The following is a 16,002-nucleotide window of genomic DNA, read 5'->3' on the forward strand; positions in this document are numbered from 1 at the left end:
ATCACGCTGAGCGACGACACCTTCGCCGCCGACCTGAGCGACAAGATCGTCGCCACCAACGTCCCGGCGGGCCTGAGCGCCAGCTTCGCGCGTACCAGCGACACCGTCGTCACCGCGACCCTGACCGGCAGCGCCACCGCGCATGCCAACGCCGACGACATCGCCGACCTGAGCGTCACCTTCCAGGACGGCGCCTTCGTCAACACCGCCACGGCTGCGGACGTCACCGGCTACGCCAAGAGCGACCTGAGCATCGACTTCGCCGATCCGGTGCCGATCCCCGCCTTGACCTACAGCACAGACACCTTCGTCGAGGCCGCCGCCAATGACGGCACCATCAGCACTGCGATCACCATCACGCTGAGCGACGACACCTTCGCCGCCGACCTGAGCGACAAGATCGTCGCCACCAACGTCCCGGCGGGCCTGAGCGCCGGCTTCGTGCGCACCAGCGACACCGTCGTCACCGCCACCCTGACCGGCAGCGCCACCGCGCATGCCAACGCCGACGACATCGCCGACCTGAGCTTCACCTTCCAGGACGGCGCCTTCGTCAACACCGCCACGGCCTCGGACGTCACCGGCTACGCCAAGAGCGACCTGAGCATCGACTTTGCCGATCCGATCGACACGATCGCGCCGACACTCGCCAGCAGCACCCCGGCCGACGAGGCTACGGCGGTCGCGGTCGGCAGCAACCTCGTGCTGACCTTCAGTGAAACTGTGGTTGCCGGCACTGGTCACATTCTCATCAGCGATGGCGCCGGGGACACCCGCACCCTCGCCGTTACCGACACCACCCAGGTGACGATCAGCGGCACCACCGTCACCCTCAATCCGGCGACCGATCTCAACGCAGACACCACCTACTCGGTGCAGATGGCCAGCGGCGTGCTCACCGACCTGGCCGGCAATGCCTTCAGCGGCATCAGCGACGCCACCACGCTCAACTTCACCACTGCGCCCGCCGACAACGCCGCTCCGGTCATCACCAGCGATGGCGGCGGCGCCACCGGCACGGTGTCCGTCGCCGAGAACACCACCGCCGTGACCACGGTCACCGCCACGGATGCCGACAGCGACATCCTGACCTACAGCCTCAGCGGCGGTGCCGATCAGGCGCTGTTTGCGATCGACGCCAACAGCGGCGCCCTGAGCTTCATCAGCGCCCCCGACTACGAGGCCCCTGCCGACAGCGACAGCAACAACAGCTACGTCGTCGAGGTCCAGGCCAGCGACGGCAACGGCGGCACCGACACCCAGACCCTCACCGTCAGCGTCACCGACGTCGACGAAAACACCCTTCCGACCACCACCATTGCCAGCGGCGCCTACGTCCAAGACAGCCGCACCTTGACCCTTACCGGCACCCAATTCGACACGCTTCTGGAGCCCGGCGAGAACGCGAACACCGACATCCAGGGTCGACTCGACTGGAGCAAGCTCGTCTGGGACATCAATGGCGATGACGCCGCCACCGCTAACGTTCGTTTTAGCGTGACCGACATCGCCTCGGCCACAGTCACAGATGCCAGCCACCTGACGATCGTGCTCACCAGTGCCAAGGCCGCCGTGCTCCACGCCGCCTCTGGCTATGGCACCAGCCCCAGCGCCGATACCCTCGACATCAGCGCCGGCTTCGCCCGCGATCTGGCCGGCAACGCCGCCACCAGCGACGCCAAGGCCGATGCACCGCTCAGCATCGTAGCCGACAGCACCGCCCCCACCACCACCATCGCCAGTGCCAGCTATGAAGCCGATACCCGCTTGCTGACCCTGACCGGCACCCAGTTCAACAGCCTGTTGGAGAGCGGTGAAGGCACGAGCACCGACCTCAAGGGCCGCCTCGACTGGAGCAAGCTCAGCTGGGACATCGACGGCAATAGCACCGCAACCGACGTCGGCTTCGTCCTTGGCGACATCGTCTCGGCCAAGGCCACCAGCGACACCAGCCTGACCATTGCGCTGACTCGTGCCAAGGCCGATGCCCTGGCCGCCACCAGCGGCTATGGCGGCGCCAACGACACCCTCGACGTCAGCGCCGGCTTCGCCCGCGATCGTGCCGGCAACGCCGCCACCAGCGATGCTGTGAGCAACGCGCCCATCGCGATCACCAGCGACACCACCGCGCCACAGACCACCCTCGCCAGCGGCGCCTATGCCGAGGACAGCCGCACCCTCACGCTGACCGGCACCCACTTCGACGACCTGCTCGAAGCCGGCGAGGGCGCCAACACCGACATCAAGGGCCGGCTCGACTGGAGCACGCTCCTCTGGGACATCAACGGCGACGACGCCACCACGGCCAACGTCGGTTTCGCGCTCGCCGATATCAGCTCGGCCAAGGTCACCAACGCCACCACCCTCAGCATCGTCCTCACCCAGCCCAAGGCCCTGGCCCTGACCACCAGCGCCGGCTACGGCATCAGCGCCGGCGCCGACACCCTCGATGTGAGCGCCGGCTTCGCGCGCGATCTGGCCGGCAACGCCGCCACCACCGACGCCGTGAGCAACGCTCCCCTCGCGCTCAAACCCGTCGTCGACCTCAACGGCACCGGCACCGGCGGCACCGGCATCAACCACGGCGCCAGCCTCAGCGGCGACCCGCTCGCCTTCACCAGCGGCGGCACCAATCTGGCGCTCGGCAACAGCGAGACCTTCGCCACCCTCAAGGTGGCCTTCGCGACCGGCGACATCCAAGACGGCGCTAGCGAAACCCTCGACATTGCCGGGTTCACTGCAGGAACCGGCTCGATGGCCTTGAACGCCGACAGCAGCGGCAGCTTCACGCTCGCGGGCGTCGTCTACGACTACGCCCTCAGCACCAACGCTACCACCCGCACCCTCACCATCACCGGCGACAACAGCGCCGCACTCACCCGCACCCAAGGCGAAACCCTGCTCGATGCCCTGCGTTACCACAACAGCGCTGACACACCCACCAACGGCGACCGTACCTTCCAGGTCCGCGTCAACGACGGCAGCACCGACAGCAGCGCCGCCACCTTCCAGGTCAGCGGCGACGGCGACGGCATCGGCGCGGACGAAGAGGACGCCGTGCCTACGCTCAGCCGCGTCGCTGGCGACGGCAACGGCGACGGACTCGTCGACAGCGTGCAGAACAACGTCACCTCAGCCCAGGTGAGCGACGCCGCCGGCAACGTCGGCTACGTCACCCTCGCCACCGACTCCGGCACCCGTCAGACCAATGTCGTCGTCAACGATGCGCCCGACCCCAGCGAGCTGCCCGAGGCGCTACAGGGCAGCCAATTCCTGCAGAGCGTGATCAGCTTCGACCTGGCCGACGTCACCCCCGCCAGCACCCAGCGCGTCAGTCTCTATGTCGACGCCAGCCTGGCGGTCAACGACTACATCAAGCAGGACAAGGACGGCCAGTGGGTCAGTGTCAAGAACACCCCCGGAAGCAACTTCAGCATCACCCTCTCAGACGACGGCACGAAGAAGATCATCGCCTTCGACCTGATCGACCAGGGCGACCTGGACCTCAACCGCACCCCAGGGCAGATCAGCGACCCGGGCGGTGCCGCCTTCACCAACACCGTGCCTGTGATCACCAGCAACGGTGGCGGCACCACCGCCGCCGTCAGCATCGCCGAGAACACCAGCGCCGTCACCACCGTGGTGGCCACGGATCCGGATGCAGGCGACAGCCTGACCTACAGCCTCAGCGGCGGCGCCGACCAGGCCGCGTTCAGTCTCGACGCCACCAGCGGCGTGCTGCGCTTCCTCGCCGCGCCCGACTACGAAAGCCCCAGCGATGCCGACGCCAACAACCTCTACGTCGTCCAGGTCACCGCCACCGACACGTATGGCGCCAGCGACACCCAGACCCTCACCGTCGCGGTAACCGACGTGAGCGAGGGCGGCGTGATTCCGACTCCGGAGCCGGAGCCGGAGCCGGAGCCGGAGCCGGAGCCGGAGCCAGAGCCAGAGCCAGAGCCAGAGCCCGATGCCGATAACGACGGTATTCCCGACGCCGAGGAAGGAGACGGGAATACCGACACTGATGGCGACGGCATCCCTGACAACCAGGACACCGACTCCGACAACGACGGCATCCCCGATGCCGAGGAAGGCACCAAAGACAGCGACGGCGACGGCGTGCGCGACAGCCTCGACCGCGACTCCGACAACGACGGCCAGGACGACGCCGAGGAGGCCGGGAAGGACAGCGACGGCGACGGCATCGACGACAACCTCGACACCGACGACGACAACGATGGCATCGACTCCAGCGAGGAATTCAAGGTGCCGGTCCTCCCTGGCGCCGACGGTACCCTGGTCGCCGGCGACGGCAACGGCGACGGCATCCCCGATACCGAACAGGACGACGTGACCTCCCTCGACACCGGTCTGACCGATGAGGCGGGTCATGCCCGCTACGTCACCCTCGTCAACAGCGCGGGGGCCCACCAAAGCCAGGTGACGATGGCTGCTGCACCCAACGACAGCGACCTGCCTGAGGCGCTGCAGGGCAGCCAATTCCCGCTCGGTGTGCTCGCCTTCAACCTTGACAACGTCCCCGCGGGTGGTGAAGAGACCATCAGCCTCTTCATCGACGCCGACCTCCCGGTCAATGCCTATCTCAAACAAGACAGCGCCGGCAACTGGGTCAGCGTGCCCGTCACCATCACCCAGGTCGGCGACAAACAACGCCTCGACTTCGTCCTCACCGACAACGGCCCGCTCGACAGCGACCCCACCCCCGGTGCCATCAGCGACCCTGGCGGCCCGGTCTACCTCACGCTTGCCCCCGACAACCGAGCCCCCGTCATCACCAGCGACGGCGGCGGTTTCACCGCCACCCTGACGCGGCCTGAAAACAGCACCCAGGTCACCCAAGTCCAGGCTAGCGACGCCGACGCCGACGCCGACGGCGACAGCCTCAGCTACGCCATCGTCGGCGGCGTCGACGCCGAGCGCTTCACCATCGACGCCGACACTGGGGTGCTCAGCTTCCTCACTCCCCCCGACTACGAGCGTCCCGAAGGCACCTCCGACGTGGGCGATGGCGTACCCGACAACACCTACAAAGTGCTGGTGCAGGTCAGCGACCCCGACGGTGCCAGCGACACCCAAGCGCTCACCATCCAGATCAGCGATCAGGACGAGGGCGACACCTGCCCCTACGCCCCCTTCAAACCCGACGCCGACGACGACGGTATGCCCGACGCCGTCGAACACACGCTTGGCTATGACCCGGCAGTCAAGGACAACGACGTCATCGGCAACGACGACTTGTTCGTGCGCCAGCTCTATCGCGACCTGCTATGGCGCGAGGGCGATGACGCGGGTGTGGCCTACTGGACCCAGGCCCTGTCCCAGGGCGACATGGACCGCGCCCAGATCACCGACTTCTTCCTCGGCACCGATGAACTCCAGAACCAGGCCGGCGCACTCGCGCGCCTCTACGAAGGCGGGCTCGGGCGCACCCCCGACACCTGCGGCATGGACTACTGGATGGCGCAACTCAAAGACGGCACGACCCTCAGCGACGTCAGTCGCGTCATGGTCCAGTCCGATGAATTCACCCAAGGCTACGGCCAACTCGACGACCAGACCTACATCGCCACGCTCTACCAAGACCTGCTCGGGCGCGCACCCAGCGACAGTGAGGCAAGTCAATGGGGCAGCGCCCTCGCGGGCGATGCCGACACCGACGCGCGCGCCGACCTCCTGCTCACCCTCACCGAGAGCCCTGAATATCGTGCCACGAGCACCGATCTGGTCGCGCTCGACCTCTTCTACGTCGGACTGCTCGGACGCGCGCCGGATGCCGCCGGACATGCCTACTGGGTCGATGAACTGGCCGATGAGGATACGGCCTTGACCTACCTAAGCAACTTCGTCGACAGCACGGAATATCACGACCGCTTCCTGCCCGCCGATGACACGCTCAGTGCGGGTGTGCGTCTGACCGGGCAGTCTGAGATCGACCCCTCTGGGCCTGACGCCCTCGCATAGGCGACCCGGACTCGGCGCATCATCGATGCGCCGAGTCTGTCGCTCTTGACGGCACATCGCTGAAGTCTGGCGGGCGCCCACTGATTCCGCCTCGCAGCATCGGGCGACAGTCTGCAATGGGCGCCGCTCGGGTTAGAATGGCTCGAAGCCGCCTCTGGGGCGGATCGTTTCTCGTTCCCATCGGTTCGGTCGTTTTGGCCGCTGGGGCGAACCTTCATCGAGTCATCTGGCATCGAGACCTCTGGGCTGAATCATGACCCTGAACCGGTTCGGGTTGGAGTGCATTCCCGCCAATCAGATCGCGCGGATGCGGGCGATTTTGCGTGCGGCGCGTTTGACGTTGCCTCTGTGGACGCTAGTGGTCGCGATGGTCGCGGCCTTGGTTTTGGCCGTGCTGCATGGTCTGTCGCCTGGATATGCCTGGTTGCGCTGGTGGTGTCTTGGGGTGCTGTCGGTTGGTGCCGTGGCGGCGGTGGTCGTCTGGATGCGGCTGCGCGATCAGTTGCTGCTGCCGCTGGTGCGCTTGGAGTGCTCGCTGACCCAGGTCTGTCAGGGCGAGCCAGGGGCTAGCGACAGCCTGTGCGAGACGGGGGTGCTGCGCGGTATCGCTCAGGATATTCGCAGCCTCAACGAGGAACTGACCGACCTTTACGAGGACATGGACAATCGGGTGGCGCGCCAGACCCGCCGCCTGGCGCAGAAGACGGCCTCGCTCAAGATTCTCTACGACGTGGCGGCCGGCATCCACCAGACCGATAGCGTGGAGGAGCTGCTGTTGCGCTTCTTGCGTGTGCTCAAGGAGATGATCAACGGTCGGGCGGCCACGGTGCGTCTGGTGATGTCGGACGGCAGCCGACGCCTGGTGGGTTCCATCGGTCTGGACGACGATCTGGTGCGCGAACAGGACATGGCGCCGGTCGATCTCTGTCTGTGCGGCAGCGTGCTCGCTCCGGGCGATATCGTCTGCGACAACGACGCGCGCTATTGCTCGCGTATCTACGGACGGCGCATGTTCGACAGCTCCGAGATGGAGGTGGTGACCGTGCCGCTGGAGCATCGCGATCAGTTGTTGGGCGTCTACAGCATCTTCGTCGATCGTCCGGGTGTGAAGGCGCGCGAAGACATCATGGATCTGCTGTTCACCGTCGGCCATCATCTGGGTGTGGCGATCGCCAAGCAGCGCTCGGACGCCGAGGCTCGGCGGTTGTCCATCGTCGAGGAGCGCAATTCGCTGGCCCACGAGCTGCACGACTCGCTCGCCCAAACCTTGGCCAGCCTGCGTTTCCAATGCCGTATGCTCGACGACTCGCTGGGCGCCACGCCCATCTCGGAGGAGGCACGCAACGACCTGGCCCGTCTGCGCAACGGTCTCGACGAGGCGCACACCGAGCTGCGCGAGCTGCTGGCCAGCTTCCGTGCCCCGCTCGATCGGCGTGGTCTGGTTCCGGCGCTGGCCAAGCTAACCCAGCGCTTCGGTCAGGAGACGGGGGCCCACGTCCTGTTCCAGAACGATTGTCGACCGTTCGAGCTGTCGGCGAGCGAGGATCTGCAGCTGCTGCGGATCGTCCAGGAATCTCTGGCCAATATCCGCAAGCATGCCCAGGCCCACACGGTTCGGGTGCTGTTGACCCGCGACGGGGGCGACCGCTATGTGCTGCTGGTCGAGGACGACGGCGTCGGCTTCAGCGCTCCGGCCGACGGTTCCAATCCGGGCGAGCGGATCGGGCTCTCGATCATGGAGGAACGCGCCCGGCGTATCGGCGCCGAGATGCGGATCGAGAGCGAGCCGGGTGAGGGGACCCGGGTCGAGGTCGTCTTTGAAGTCAACCGGCGCGGCGCGCGCCATGCGCTGGGGGTTGCCTGATGCGTGTCCTATTGATCGATGATCATGCCCTGTTTCGTTTTGGCCTCCAGGAGCTACTGGAGCGCCGTGGTATCGAGGTGGTCGCGGTCGGTGACGCCTCCACCGGACTGCGCCGGGTCGGCGAGACCTCGCCGGACGTGGTGCTGCTCGACATGCGTATGCCGCAGCTCTCGGGTTTGGAGTTGCTGCGCCAATTGCGCGCCGCCCATCAGACCATGCCGATCGCTATGCTGACCACCAGCGCCGAGGAGCGCGACGTGATCGACTCGTTGCAGAGCGGGGCGCAGGGCTATCTGCTCAAGGACATGGAGCCGGAGGCGCTCATCGCCGCCTTGGGCGAGATCGTGCTTGGACGCACGGTGGTGGCACCCGAGCTGGCGATCGTGCTGGCCAGGGCGGTGCAGGGCGGCGATTCCAAGGGGACATCGGCGCAGAACGGCGTCGCCGACCTGACCCCGCGCGAGCAACAGATTCTCTGTCATCTCGCCGAGGGTCAGAGCAATAAGGCGATCGCCCGGCGTCTGGGCATCTCCGATGGCACGGTGAAGCTGCACGTCAAGGCGATCCTGCGCAAGCTCGACGTCCATTCGCGGGTCGAGGCGGCGGTGATCGCGGTTGAGCGCGGTCTGTGCGAGCGTGCGCCGGTGCGCGATCTCTGAAGACCGATCGGCGTGCGGCTTCGGAAGGGCGGCATCAGGTGTTGAAGGCGTGATGGGAGGAGGCCATATTGGCACTTCATCCTTTGCGCGCGGTCCTATGGGTCTCGTTGGGTGCCAAGGTTCCGATTGCCGGGAGCGTCGCGCCCAAATCGACAGATTGCTTCATGGAGACTGCTCAAGCGATGAAGAATTTCCTCGAACTCATCAAGAATTGCCTCACCGATATCCGCGAGATCATGCCCTGGGATCTGGCCGAGCGGCTGGAGGAGAATCCAGACCTGTTGATCGTCGATGTGCGTGAGCCGAACGAGTTCGCCGCCATGCACATCGCCGACTCTATTCATGTTCCGCGCGGCATTCTGGAGTCGGCTTGCGAATGGGACTACGAGGAGACCCTGCCCGAGCTGGTCCAGGCGCGCGATCGCGAGGTGGTGGTGGTCTGTCGCTCGGGGTATCGCAGCGTTTTGGCCGCCCATTCCATGACGGTGCTGGGCTACCGCAACGTCGCCTCGCTCAAGACCGGTCTGCGTGGTTGGAAGGACTACGAGCAGCCGCTGGTCGATGGGCAGGGGAATGCGGTCGATCTCGACGATGCCGATGTCTATTTCACGCCGAACCTGCGTCCCGACCAGCATCGCCCGGCGGGGCTTGCAGTGGATTAGTCATGCGGCGCAACAGGCTGGGGCTATTGCGCCCTACGCGGGATTTGGTCAGACCCTGTCGGTGAGATCTACGGGGCGGGTGTTAGGTTGGCGTGATGGGTTCGCGCTGCCAGACGCCGTTGCGGTGTGCCAGGACCTCTCCACCCTGTTCCGTCCATTCGGCGAGTACCGAGCGGTGTGCCTGGCGATCGCCGAGCGTGATCTCGTGGTCGCGCGGGCGGTGGGTATGGCCGTGGATCAGATGGCGGGCACCGAAGCGGCGCAGATAGTCGGCGACCGCGTCTTGGTTGACGTCCATGATCTCGGCGGACTTCTCCGCCATGGCCGCTCGGCTGCGGTGGCGGTAGTCGGCGGCCAGTGCGCGTCGGCCGTCGAGCGATTTGAACAGGAACAGACGCTGCACCAGCGGGTTGCGGACACGGCGACGGAAGCGTTGATAGGCCAGGTCGTCGGTGCAGAGCAGGTCGCCGTGCATCAGCAGTGTCGGTTCGCCGGCGAGGGTGATCAGGGTCGGATCGCGCAGCATGCGGCAGCCGGTCTCGCGGCGGAAGAGTCGCCCGAGCAGAAAGTCGCGGTTGCCGTGCATCAGATCGCAGCCGACGCCTGCGTCGGTGAGCGCGCGCAGTCCGGCGATCACCCGGCAGTTGAAGGGCGTGTCGTCATCGTCGCCGATCCAGCTGTCGAAGAGATCGCCGAGGATATAGAGACGCTCGGCCTCGCGAGCGGGGCCGGCCAGGAAATCAAGGAGACAGTCGAGCGTCGCCGGACGGTCCGGCGACAGATGCAGATCGGAGATGAAGAGGTGCGTCATTTCAGTGCGGAGCTGTCAGCCGCCAGCGGCCAGCTTAAAGCCGTGCTGCCTGGACCTGTTCCGATCACCGGTTCGGTGAGCGGCGGGCTGGTGAACACGACCGCCCAATGTCCGAGTCGCTTTTGCTGGACGCTGATAGCTGGCGGCTGGCGGCTGGCGGCTGGTGACCAATCATTCCTCCGCAATCCACCCCTGGAGCGCGTCGATCAGGCCCTGTGCCTGGGCGCGGCTGGAGATGTTGAACTTGGACTGCTGACGGTATTCGCCGCCCCGTTTCTGGTAACGGCGGATGGTGTATTTGTCCGCGCCGTATTCGCCCTTGGTACGGTCCCATTCCTGGTAGCGGAAGATGATGGTCGTCCAGCTTCCCTTCGACAGGATGACCTTGTCCAGCTCGTGTGTGGTGTCGATGCCGTCCTCGGTGTAAGTGACGGTCAGATCCTCGACCTTTTCGGTCATTGTTATTTCTCCGGGTTTTCGATGTTCGGCGTCGTCGCGGGTTCGAGTTCGCGGCGTGCGCCGTTGCGTTTCAGTATCTCGACGATGGTCTGGCGATCCGTGTCTCTGCCGTTGGCTTGCGCCAGTGCGATGGCCAGCGGCATGCGGCCATGTCCGTCGGGTCGGTTGATATCCGCGCCCAGGTCCAGCAACCGGTTGACGGTCCCGAGGTATCCGCCCTCGACTGCGATCCCCAGCGGTGTGCGGCTCTGCGCGTCGGCGTGATCGACGTCTGCCCCGGCTCGCGTCAGCAGGGCGAAGGTGTCCCGATCCGAGACGCCTTGTCTGACGAGATCGATCAGCATGGCCTGGGCATCCAGCGTGGCGCCCTGTTCGATCAGCGACCGCGCAACCTGGGTTTTGCCAAACCGCAGCGCGACCTTCAAAGGCGTGCGTCCGGATGCGTCCAGCGCCTCGGGATTCGCGCCGTGCGACAGCAGCAGTTCGGCGATTGCGACCCGGCCGGTGCGCGCGGCCTCGTGCAGTGGCGTTTCGCCATCGACATCCGGTTGATTGACGTCTGCGTTCCAGTAGAGATTCCGTTTGACCTGATCCAGGTCGCCGGTGTGAACCGCGCGATAGAGACTCTCCGTCGGTTGCGCGGGCTCAGCGCAGGCAACGAGCGTCAGTGCGGTCGAGAGCGAAAGGATCAGCAGTGGATGCATGGGCCTCGGTCACGGGGTTACGTTGATGGGCGCCTCGGGTTTCCAGACCTCGTCGAACCTCGCGATGGTACGGCGAGCACTCCGACCATCGCAACTCGCCGCATGCCTTGGGATACCATGTCCCCTCATTCTATTGCGAAGCGATGCTCCCCCGATGTTCTGGAAACTCCTGCTCACGCTCGGCGTTATTGCCGCCGTCTACGGTTCCTTGCGCTCGCGTCGTCGTGCCGAGTTGATCGCGCACGGGCAGGAGGTCGGGCCTCCGCTGGTGCCGCCGGGGCTGATGCGCCGGATCGCCTGGGGCCTGATCGCGTTCATGCTGATCGGCAGCGCTGTCTATCTGGTGCAGGGCTGGCTCGACGACCGCCAACGGGTCGAGGTTCAGGTGATCAACGCCAACACCGGCGCGATCGCGCGCTATCAGGCCCATCGGGGCGATATCCAGGGGCGCCGTCTCACCACGCTCGACGGGCGCGAGATCCGACTCGCCGATGTCGAGCGGATGATCATCCTGCCCGCATCGCCCGGGGATTAAGGTCATTTCTAGCTGGACGCTGATGGCTGGCGGCTGGCGGCTGGTAGCCTCAAGAATCCCCATGGTCGGTCGCTGTCGGATCGTAGATCTCGCCGCCGTTGGCGGCATAGCCGCGCAGCAGATCGGCCGCTTCCTCGCGCAGTAGCTCGGCGGTGACCTGGATGCCTCGGCGGGCATAGCCCGAGATCCAATCGCTCGGTTTGTCTCCCTCGTCGAATCCGATGGCGCGCACGTCGGCGTCGCTCGCGGCGTAGACCAGGCGGTCGATACCGGACCAGGGTAGGGCGCCCAGGCACATGGCGCAGGGCTCGGCGCTGCTGTAGAGGATGCTGCCGCCGGGCAGCGCCTGGCGTAGGTCGTAGTGTCCGAGGCGCTGCTGGGCCGTGGCGATGGCGACCATCTCGGCGTGGGCGATCGAGCAATGCGCCGGCACTACGCGATTCACCCCGACGGCGATGAGCCGTCCGCTGTCCGCAGCGAAGAGCGCGGCGCCGAATGGACCGCCGGTTCCGGCGCGGATGTTCTCGCGGGCCAGGTCCAGCACCCATGCCATGCGCTCGCGGTCGTCGGCGAGCGGTGTCGTCACGCTGGCGAGAAAGCGCGGGATCCAGTCTGGAAGGTCGATGCGGATCGCCCCCGCTTGGGATGCGGTTGTTTCTCTGAGATTCGAGTCCACGTTCGTTGAGTCGGTCAAGGTTCCGGTCCGGTTGTTCAATGCGCCGGTCAGTGTGTCTTGTGGGACCGACCTTTTGTCAATCGATCGACTCTCGAAACGCATCAGGAGGAATCATCATGCGTCAGCTCATCCTGCCCTTCATGCTCTCTGGAATCCTGGCCGCGTCACCGGCGCTGGCCGACTGGAGTCTGGATCCAGGCCGCTCGCATCTCTCCTTCGTCACCATCAAGGCCAAGGATGTTGCGGAGGTCAATACATTCGACGAGATCAATGGCGTCATCGACGATCAGGGGCAGGTTGTCGTCACGCTGATGCTCGACAGCGTGGACACCCTGGTTCCGATTCGTAACGAGCGGATGCGCACGTTCCTGTTCGATACCACCGACTACAAGGAGGCCGTGCTCAAGGCCAAGGTGGATCCCGATCTGGTCTCCGGCATGGCGGTGGGCGAGATCAAACAGCTTTCGGCCGAGGGCAATCTTTCGCTGCACGGCGAGACCCAGCCCATGACACTGAGCATGCAGGCGGTGAAGGTGGATGCGGGCACGGTGATGGTGGCCAGCCTCAAGCCGGTGATCGTGGACGCCGCCAAATTCGGGCTCGGCGCGGGCGTCGAGAAGCTGCGTGAGATCGCCGGTCTGGAGAGTATCAGCGAGGCGGTGCCAGTGACCTTCGTCATGACCTTTGTGACCCCGCCGGCAGCGGCCAACTGATCTCATACCCTTGATCGTGCGCCGACCCTCTGAGGTCGGCGCATTCGTCCGAATGGCGCTGACTGGCCGTTCCTTGCGTCTCGGGCTTCGGTGTGCAAGGGGTAAAATGCTGTCGGGGTGTGGTCTTAGCGGGTATCATCTGGAACTCATTGGGTGAATGGATTTCTGCGGGGGGTGCGCCATAGGAGTGGCATGGGCGGATCCCGGCCCTCGTCGTCTCTAACAGACCGGCTCCAGGTACCTCGAAAAATCCGATGACCCCTGCGATTCGCGAAGCCCTTCAATTCTGTCCCAACCTGCCGACCCTGCCGGGCGTGGCCATCCGGATCATCGAGATGGGCCGCGATCCCGACGTCAACATCGGCGCGCTCGCCGGTGTGCTGTCCAAGGATCCCGCGCTCGCAAGCCGTCTTTTACGCGTGTGCAACTCACCGCTCTACGCAAAGCGTCGCAGTACCACCAATCTCCATCAGGCGGTGATGTTGCTGGGTCTCAATGCGACCATGACGCTGGCACTGAGCTTTTCGCTCTCCGAGGTCTACCGGTCCAGCAATACCAACCGGGCGGCGGTGGATCGGGTCTGGCGGCGGGCCCTCATCTCAGGTCTGGCGAGCCGGATGCTCGGCGAGACCCTCAAGCAGAACGCACTGGACGAACTCTATTTGGCCGGGTTGCTTCAGGATCTAGGTGTACTTGCCTTGAGCGCTGCGGTTCCGAATCGTTATCTGGACCTCTTGGCCGGCTACCAGACGCACGACCGTTTCGTCGAGATCGAGCGCGAGACCCTGGGGTTCGATCATGGCGAGGTCGGTGCCTGGCTGATGCGTCATTGGGGCTTGCCGGAGCGTCTCGCCGTCACCGCCGCCTCGGTGCACGATCCTAATCAGGCCGATATCCTCGAGGATGCACGGGCCTTCGTCTATTGCGTGTCCGTGGCCGGGCATATCGCCGATGGCCTTTTGGACGAACAGCCCCAGCCGGCCCTGGATGCGGCAGCGGCGGGTGCCGCGACGCTGCTGGGTCTGGACGAGCAGATCCTGCAGGTGCTGATCGAGGAGGTGGTCGAGGGGCTGCCGGAGCTGGGAAGGCTGTTCGAGATCGAGATCATCTCGCCGAACATGGCGCAGGGGCTGGTCGACCAGGCGCGCGACATCCTCGCCACCCGCAATCTCCGTCTCATCCATCAGGTCACCGACCACCATCAGAAGGTGGTGGAGATGGAGCAGGCGGCCGAGATCCTGCAGAAGGCCGCGATTCATGATGCCCTGACCGGGCTGCACAACCGCCGCCATTTCGACGAGGTTCTCGAAAACGAATTCGCCCAGGCGACCGACAACGGCTGGCCGTTGACCTTGGGATTCCTCGACCTGGATCGCTTCAAGCAGGTCAACGACACCCATGGCCACGTGGTCGGTGATGCGGTGCTGGTCAAGATCGCCGCCGTGCTCAAGCGCAATCTGCGCGAACGCGACTACATCATGCGCTACGGCGGCGAGGAGTTCGTGGTACTGCTGCCTGGCCACAGCAAGAAGGCCGCACTCAAGGTTTTCGAACGACTGCGCACGGCGGTCGAGGCGACACGCCACATGAGCGAAACTGGCGAGTCCTTCTTCATCACCACCTCGATCGGGCTCGCCTCGCACATGGACGGCGAACACCACATCCAGGACCCGCTCCAACTGGTACGCGCCGCCGACCGGGCGCTGTACGACGCCAAGCGCCACGGGCGCAACTGTATCGAATCGGTTCTGTCCTGAGGGCTTGCGCGCTTCATCCAGGCAGCGGGTGCCGTATCAAGTCGACCGTGGGCGCTTCCAGGTATAGACCGCCGTTACCGCGTAATTCCATACCGCTCCGACCAGGATGCCGGCCAGAGCCGAGAAGAACCAGCCCGAGTGGCTTTGATTGAACAGGTAGTCGGCGATTCCGACGTTGGCCAGCGCGCCGACGCTGCAGGCCATGACGAAGGTGAACCAGCCCCACAGCAGTTGTTTGCCGCGCAGGCGCATGTCGCGGTAGGTCAGCAGGTTGTTGAGGAAGAAATTGCTGGTCATGGCGACCAGGGTCGCCGCGCTCTGGCCCAACAGGAAGGCGCCGGTTCCGAACAGATTCAGGACTGGCCAGAGCACCGCCATGTGCACGAACACGCCCAGTCCTCCGATCAGCGAGAAGGCGATGAAACGGACCGGAATCACCGGTCCGATCACCTTCTGCGCCAGCATCAGCAGATACTCCCAAAGCACCGCCTGTTCGAGCTTGCTGCTGCCCGCTTCGCGCTGGCGGAAGGTAAACGGCAGCTCGCGGAAGCGCAGCGGCGGTTCGGCGGCGGAGAAGATGTCGAGCAGAATCTTGAAGCCGACGCCGCTTAGACGGCGCACGCAGGATCGCAGCACCTCGGCGCGCACCATGAAGAAGCCGCTCATGGGGTCCTGCAGCTCGGCATGGATCAGATACTGGCCGATACGGGTTGCCAGCCGGCTCATCGAGTGGCGCTTGGCGTTCCATTCACCGACACCGCCGCCCTCGACGTAGCGGCTGCCTATGACGATGTCGAGATTCTCTGTCTCGATGGTCTGTAGCATGCGCGGAAGCAGTGTCTCGTCGTGCTGCAGATCGCCGTCCATGACGGCGAGGAAGGGCGCGCTGGTGGCGAGCATGCCCTCGATACAGGCCGAGGAGAGCCCTCGGCGTCCGATGCGCTGGATCAGGCGGATGCGTGGATCCTGGCGCGCGAGTTCGCGTACCCGTTCGGGCGTTCCGTCCGGCGAATCGTCGTCGACGAAGATGAGTTCCCAGTCGATGCCCTCCAGGGCCAGGCTCACCCGGCGCGCCAGTTCGGCGACCGATTCGGCCTCTTTGTAGGTGGGCACGACGACGGTCAGCATGGGTGGGGCGCAAGACGGTTGGGCGGGCGTCTGTTGTGACATGGATTCA

The 16,002-nt window shown here is 65.3% G+C and carries 12 protein-coding genes; 7 read left to right on the plus strand and 5 right to left on the minus strand.

Features of this window, described 5'->3' with window-relative positions:
* From THIDRDRAFT_RS19560 to THIDRDRAFT_RS19575, 4 genes are all read left to right on the plus strand, one after another.
* On the plus strand, positions 1–5,985 hold a 5,985-nt coding region (locus THIDRDRAFT_RS19560; protein WP_007042643.1), incomplete at its 5' end, for a DUF4214 domain-containing protein.
* Positions 5,986–6,238: 253 nt separating this feature from the next.
* A complete protein-coding gene (locus tag THIDRDRAFT_RS19565) occupies positions 6,239–7,849 on the plus strand; it encodes a sensor histidine kinase (protein ID WP_007042644.1) in 1,611 nt (536 codons plus the stop codon).
* Positions 7,849–8,508, plus strand: coding sequence for a response regulator (locus THIDRDRAFT_RS19570; RefSeq protein WP_007042645.1), 660 nt, complete (start codon positions 7,849–7,851; stop codon positions 8,506–8,508). The genes THIDRDRAFT_RS19565 and THIDRDRAFT_RS19570 overlap by 1 nt, the downstream gene beginning before the upstream one ends.
* Before the next feature lie 182 nt (positions 8,509–8,690).
* Positions 8,691–9,170, plus strand: a complete 480-nt coding sequence (locus tag THIDRDRAFT_RS19575) for a rhodanese-like domain-containing protein (RefSeq protein WP_007042646.1) — start codon at positions 8,691–8,693, stop codon at positions 9,168–9,170.
* Positions 9,171–9,252: 82 nt separating this feature from the next.
* On the opposite strand, the gene THIDRDRAFT_RS19580 is transcribed toward THIDRDRAFT_RS19575, so the two are convergent.
* From THIDRDRAFT_RS19580 to THIDRDRAFT_RS19590, 3 genes are all read right to left on the minus strand, one after another.
* Positions 9,253–9,981, minus strand: coding sequence for a UDP-2,3-diacylglucosamine diphosphatase (locus THIDRDRAFT_RS19580; RefSeq protein WP_007042647.1), 729 nt, complete (start codon positions 9,979–9,981; stop codon positions 9,253–9,255).
* A 171-nt stretch (positions 9,982–10,152) separates the two neighbouring features.
* A complete protein-coding gene (locus THIDRDRAFT_RS19585) occupies positions 10,153–10,440 on the minus strand; it encodes a hypothetical protein (protein WP_007042648.1) in 288 nt (95 codons plus the stop codon).
* 2 nt (positions 10,441–10,442) lie between these two features.
* A complete protein-coding gene (locus THIDRDRAFT_RS19590; protein ID WP_007042649.1) occupies positions 10,443–11,144 on the minus strand; it encodes an ankyrin repeat domain-containing protein in 702 nt (233 codons plus the stop codon).
* Between the two features lie 154 nt (positions 11,145–11,298).
* Here THIDRDRAFT_RS19590 and THIDRDRAFT_RS19595 point away from each other — a divergent pair, with 154 nt between their 5' ends.
* Complete coding sequence (locus THIDRDRAFT_RS19595) at positions 11,299–11,679, plus strand: hypothetical protein (RefSeq protein ID WP_007042650.1); 381 nt, start codon at positions 11,299–11,301, stop codon at positions 11,677–11,679.
* 49 nt (positions 11,680–11,728) lie between these two features.
* On the opposite strand, the gene THIDRDRAFT_RS19600 is transcribed toward THIDRDRAFT_RS19595, so the two are convergent.
* Entirely contained in the window at positions 11,729–12,373 is a 645-nt protein-coding gene (locus THIDRDRAFT_RS19600) for a nucleoside deaminase (protein WP_245535897.1), read from the minus strand.
* 98 nt (positions 12,374–12,471) lie between these two features.
* On the opposite strand from THIDRDRAFT_RS19600, the gene THIDRDRAFT_RS19605 reads away from it, so the two are divergent.
* Together THIDRDRAFT_RS19605 and THIDRDRAFT_RS19610 are read left to right on the plus strand one after the other, a co-directional pair.
* Positions 12,472–13,068, plus strand: coding sequence for a YceI family protein (locus THIDRDRAFT_RS19605; RefSeq protein WP_007042652.1), 597 nt, complete (start codon positions 12,472–12,474; stop codon positions 13,066–13,068).
* A gap of 254 nt (positions 13,069–13,322) precedes the next feature.
* Positions 13,323–14,825, plus strand: a complete 1,503-nt coding sequence (locus tag THIDRDRAFT_RS19610; protein WP_007042653.1) for a GGDEF domain-containing protein — start codon at positions 13,323–13,325, stop codon at positions 14,823–14,825.
* Positions 14,826–14,861: 36 nt separating this feature from the next.
* On the opposite strand, the gene THIDRDRAFT_RS19615 is transcribed toward THIDRDRAFT_RS19610, so the two are convergent.
* Positions 14,862–15,995 carry a glycosyltransferase family 2 protein gene (locus THIDRDRAFT_RS19615; RefSeq protein ID WP_007042654.1) on the minus strand — a complete coding sequence of 378 codons (1,134 nt, stop codon included), beginning with the start codon at positions 15,993–15,995 and terminating at the stop codon, positions 14,862–14,864.
* Positions 15,996–16,002: the final 7 nt, after the last annotated feature.

Origin of the sequence: Thiorhodococcus drewsii AZ1, assembly GCF_000224065.1 — a bacterium.
GTDB lineage: Bacteria > Pseudomonadota > Gammaproteobacteria > Chromatiales > Chromatiaceae > Imhoffiella > Imhoffiella drewsii.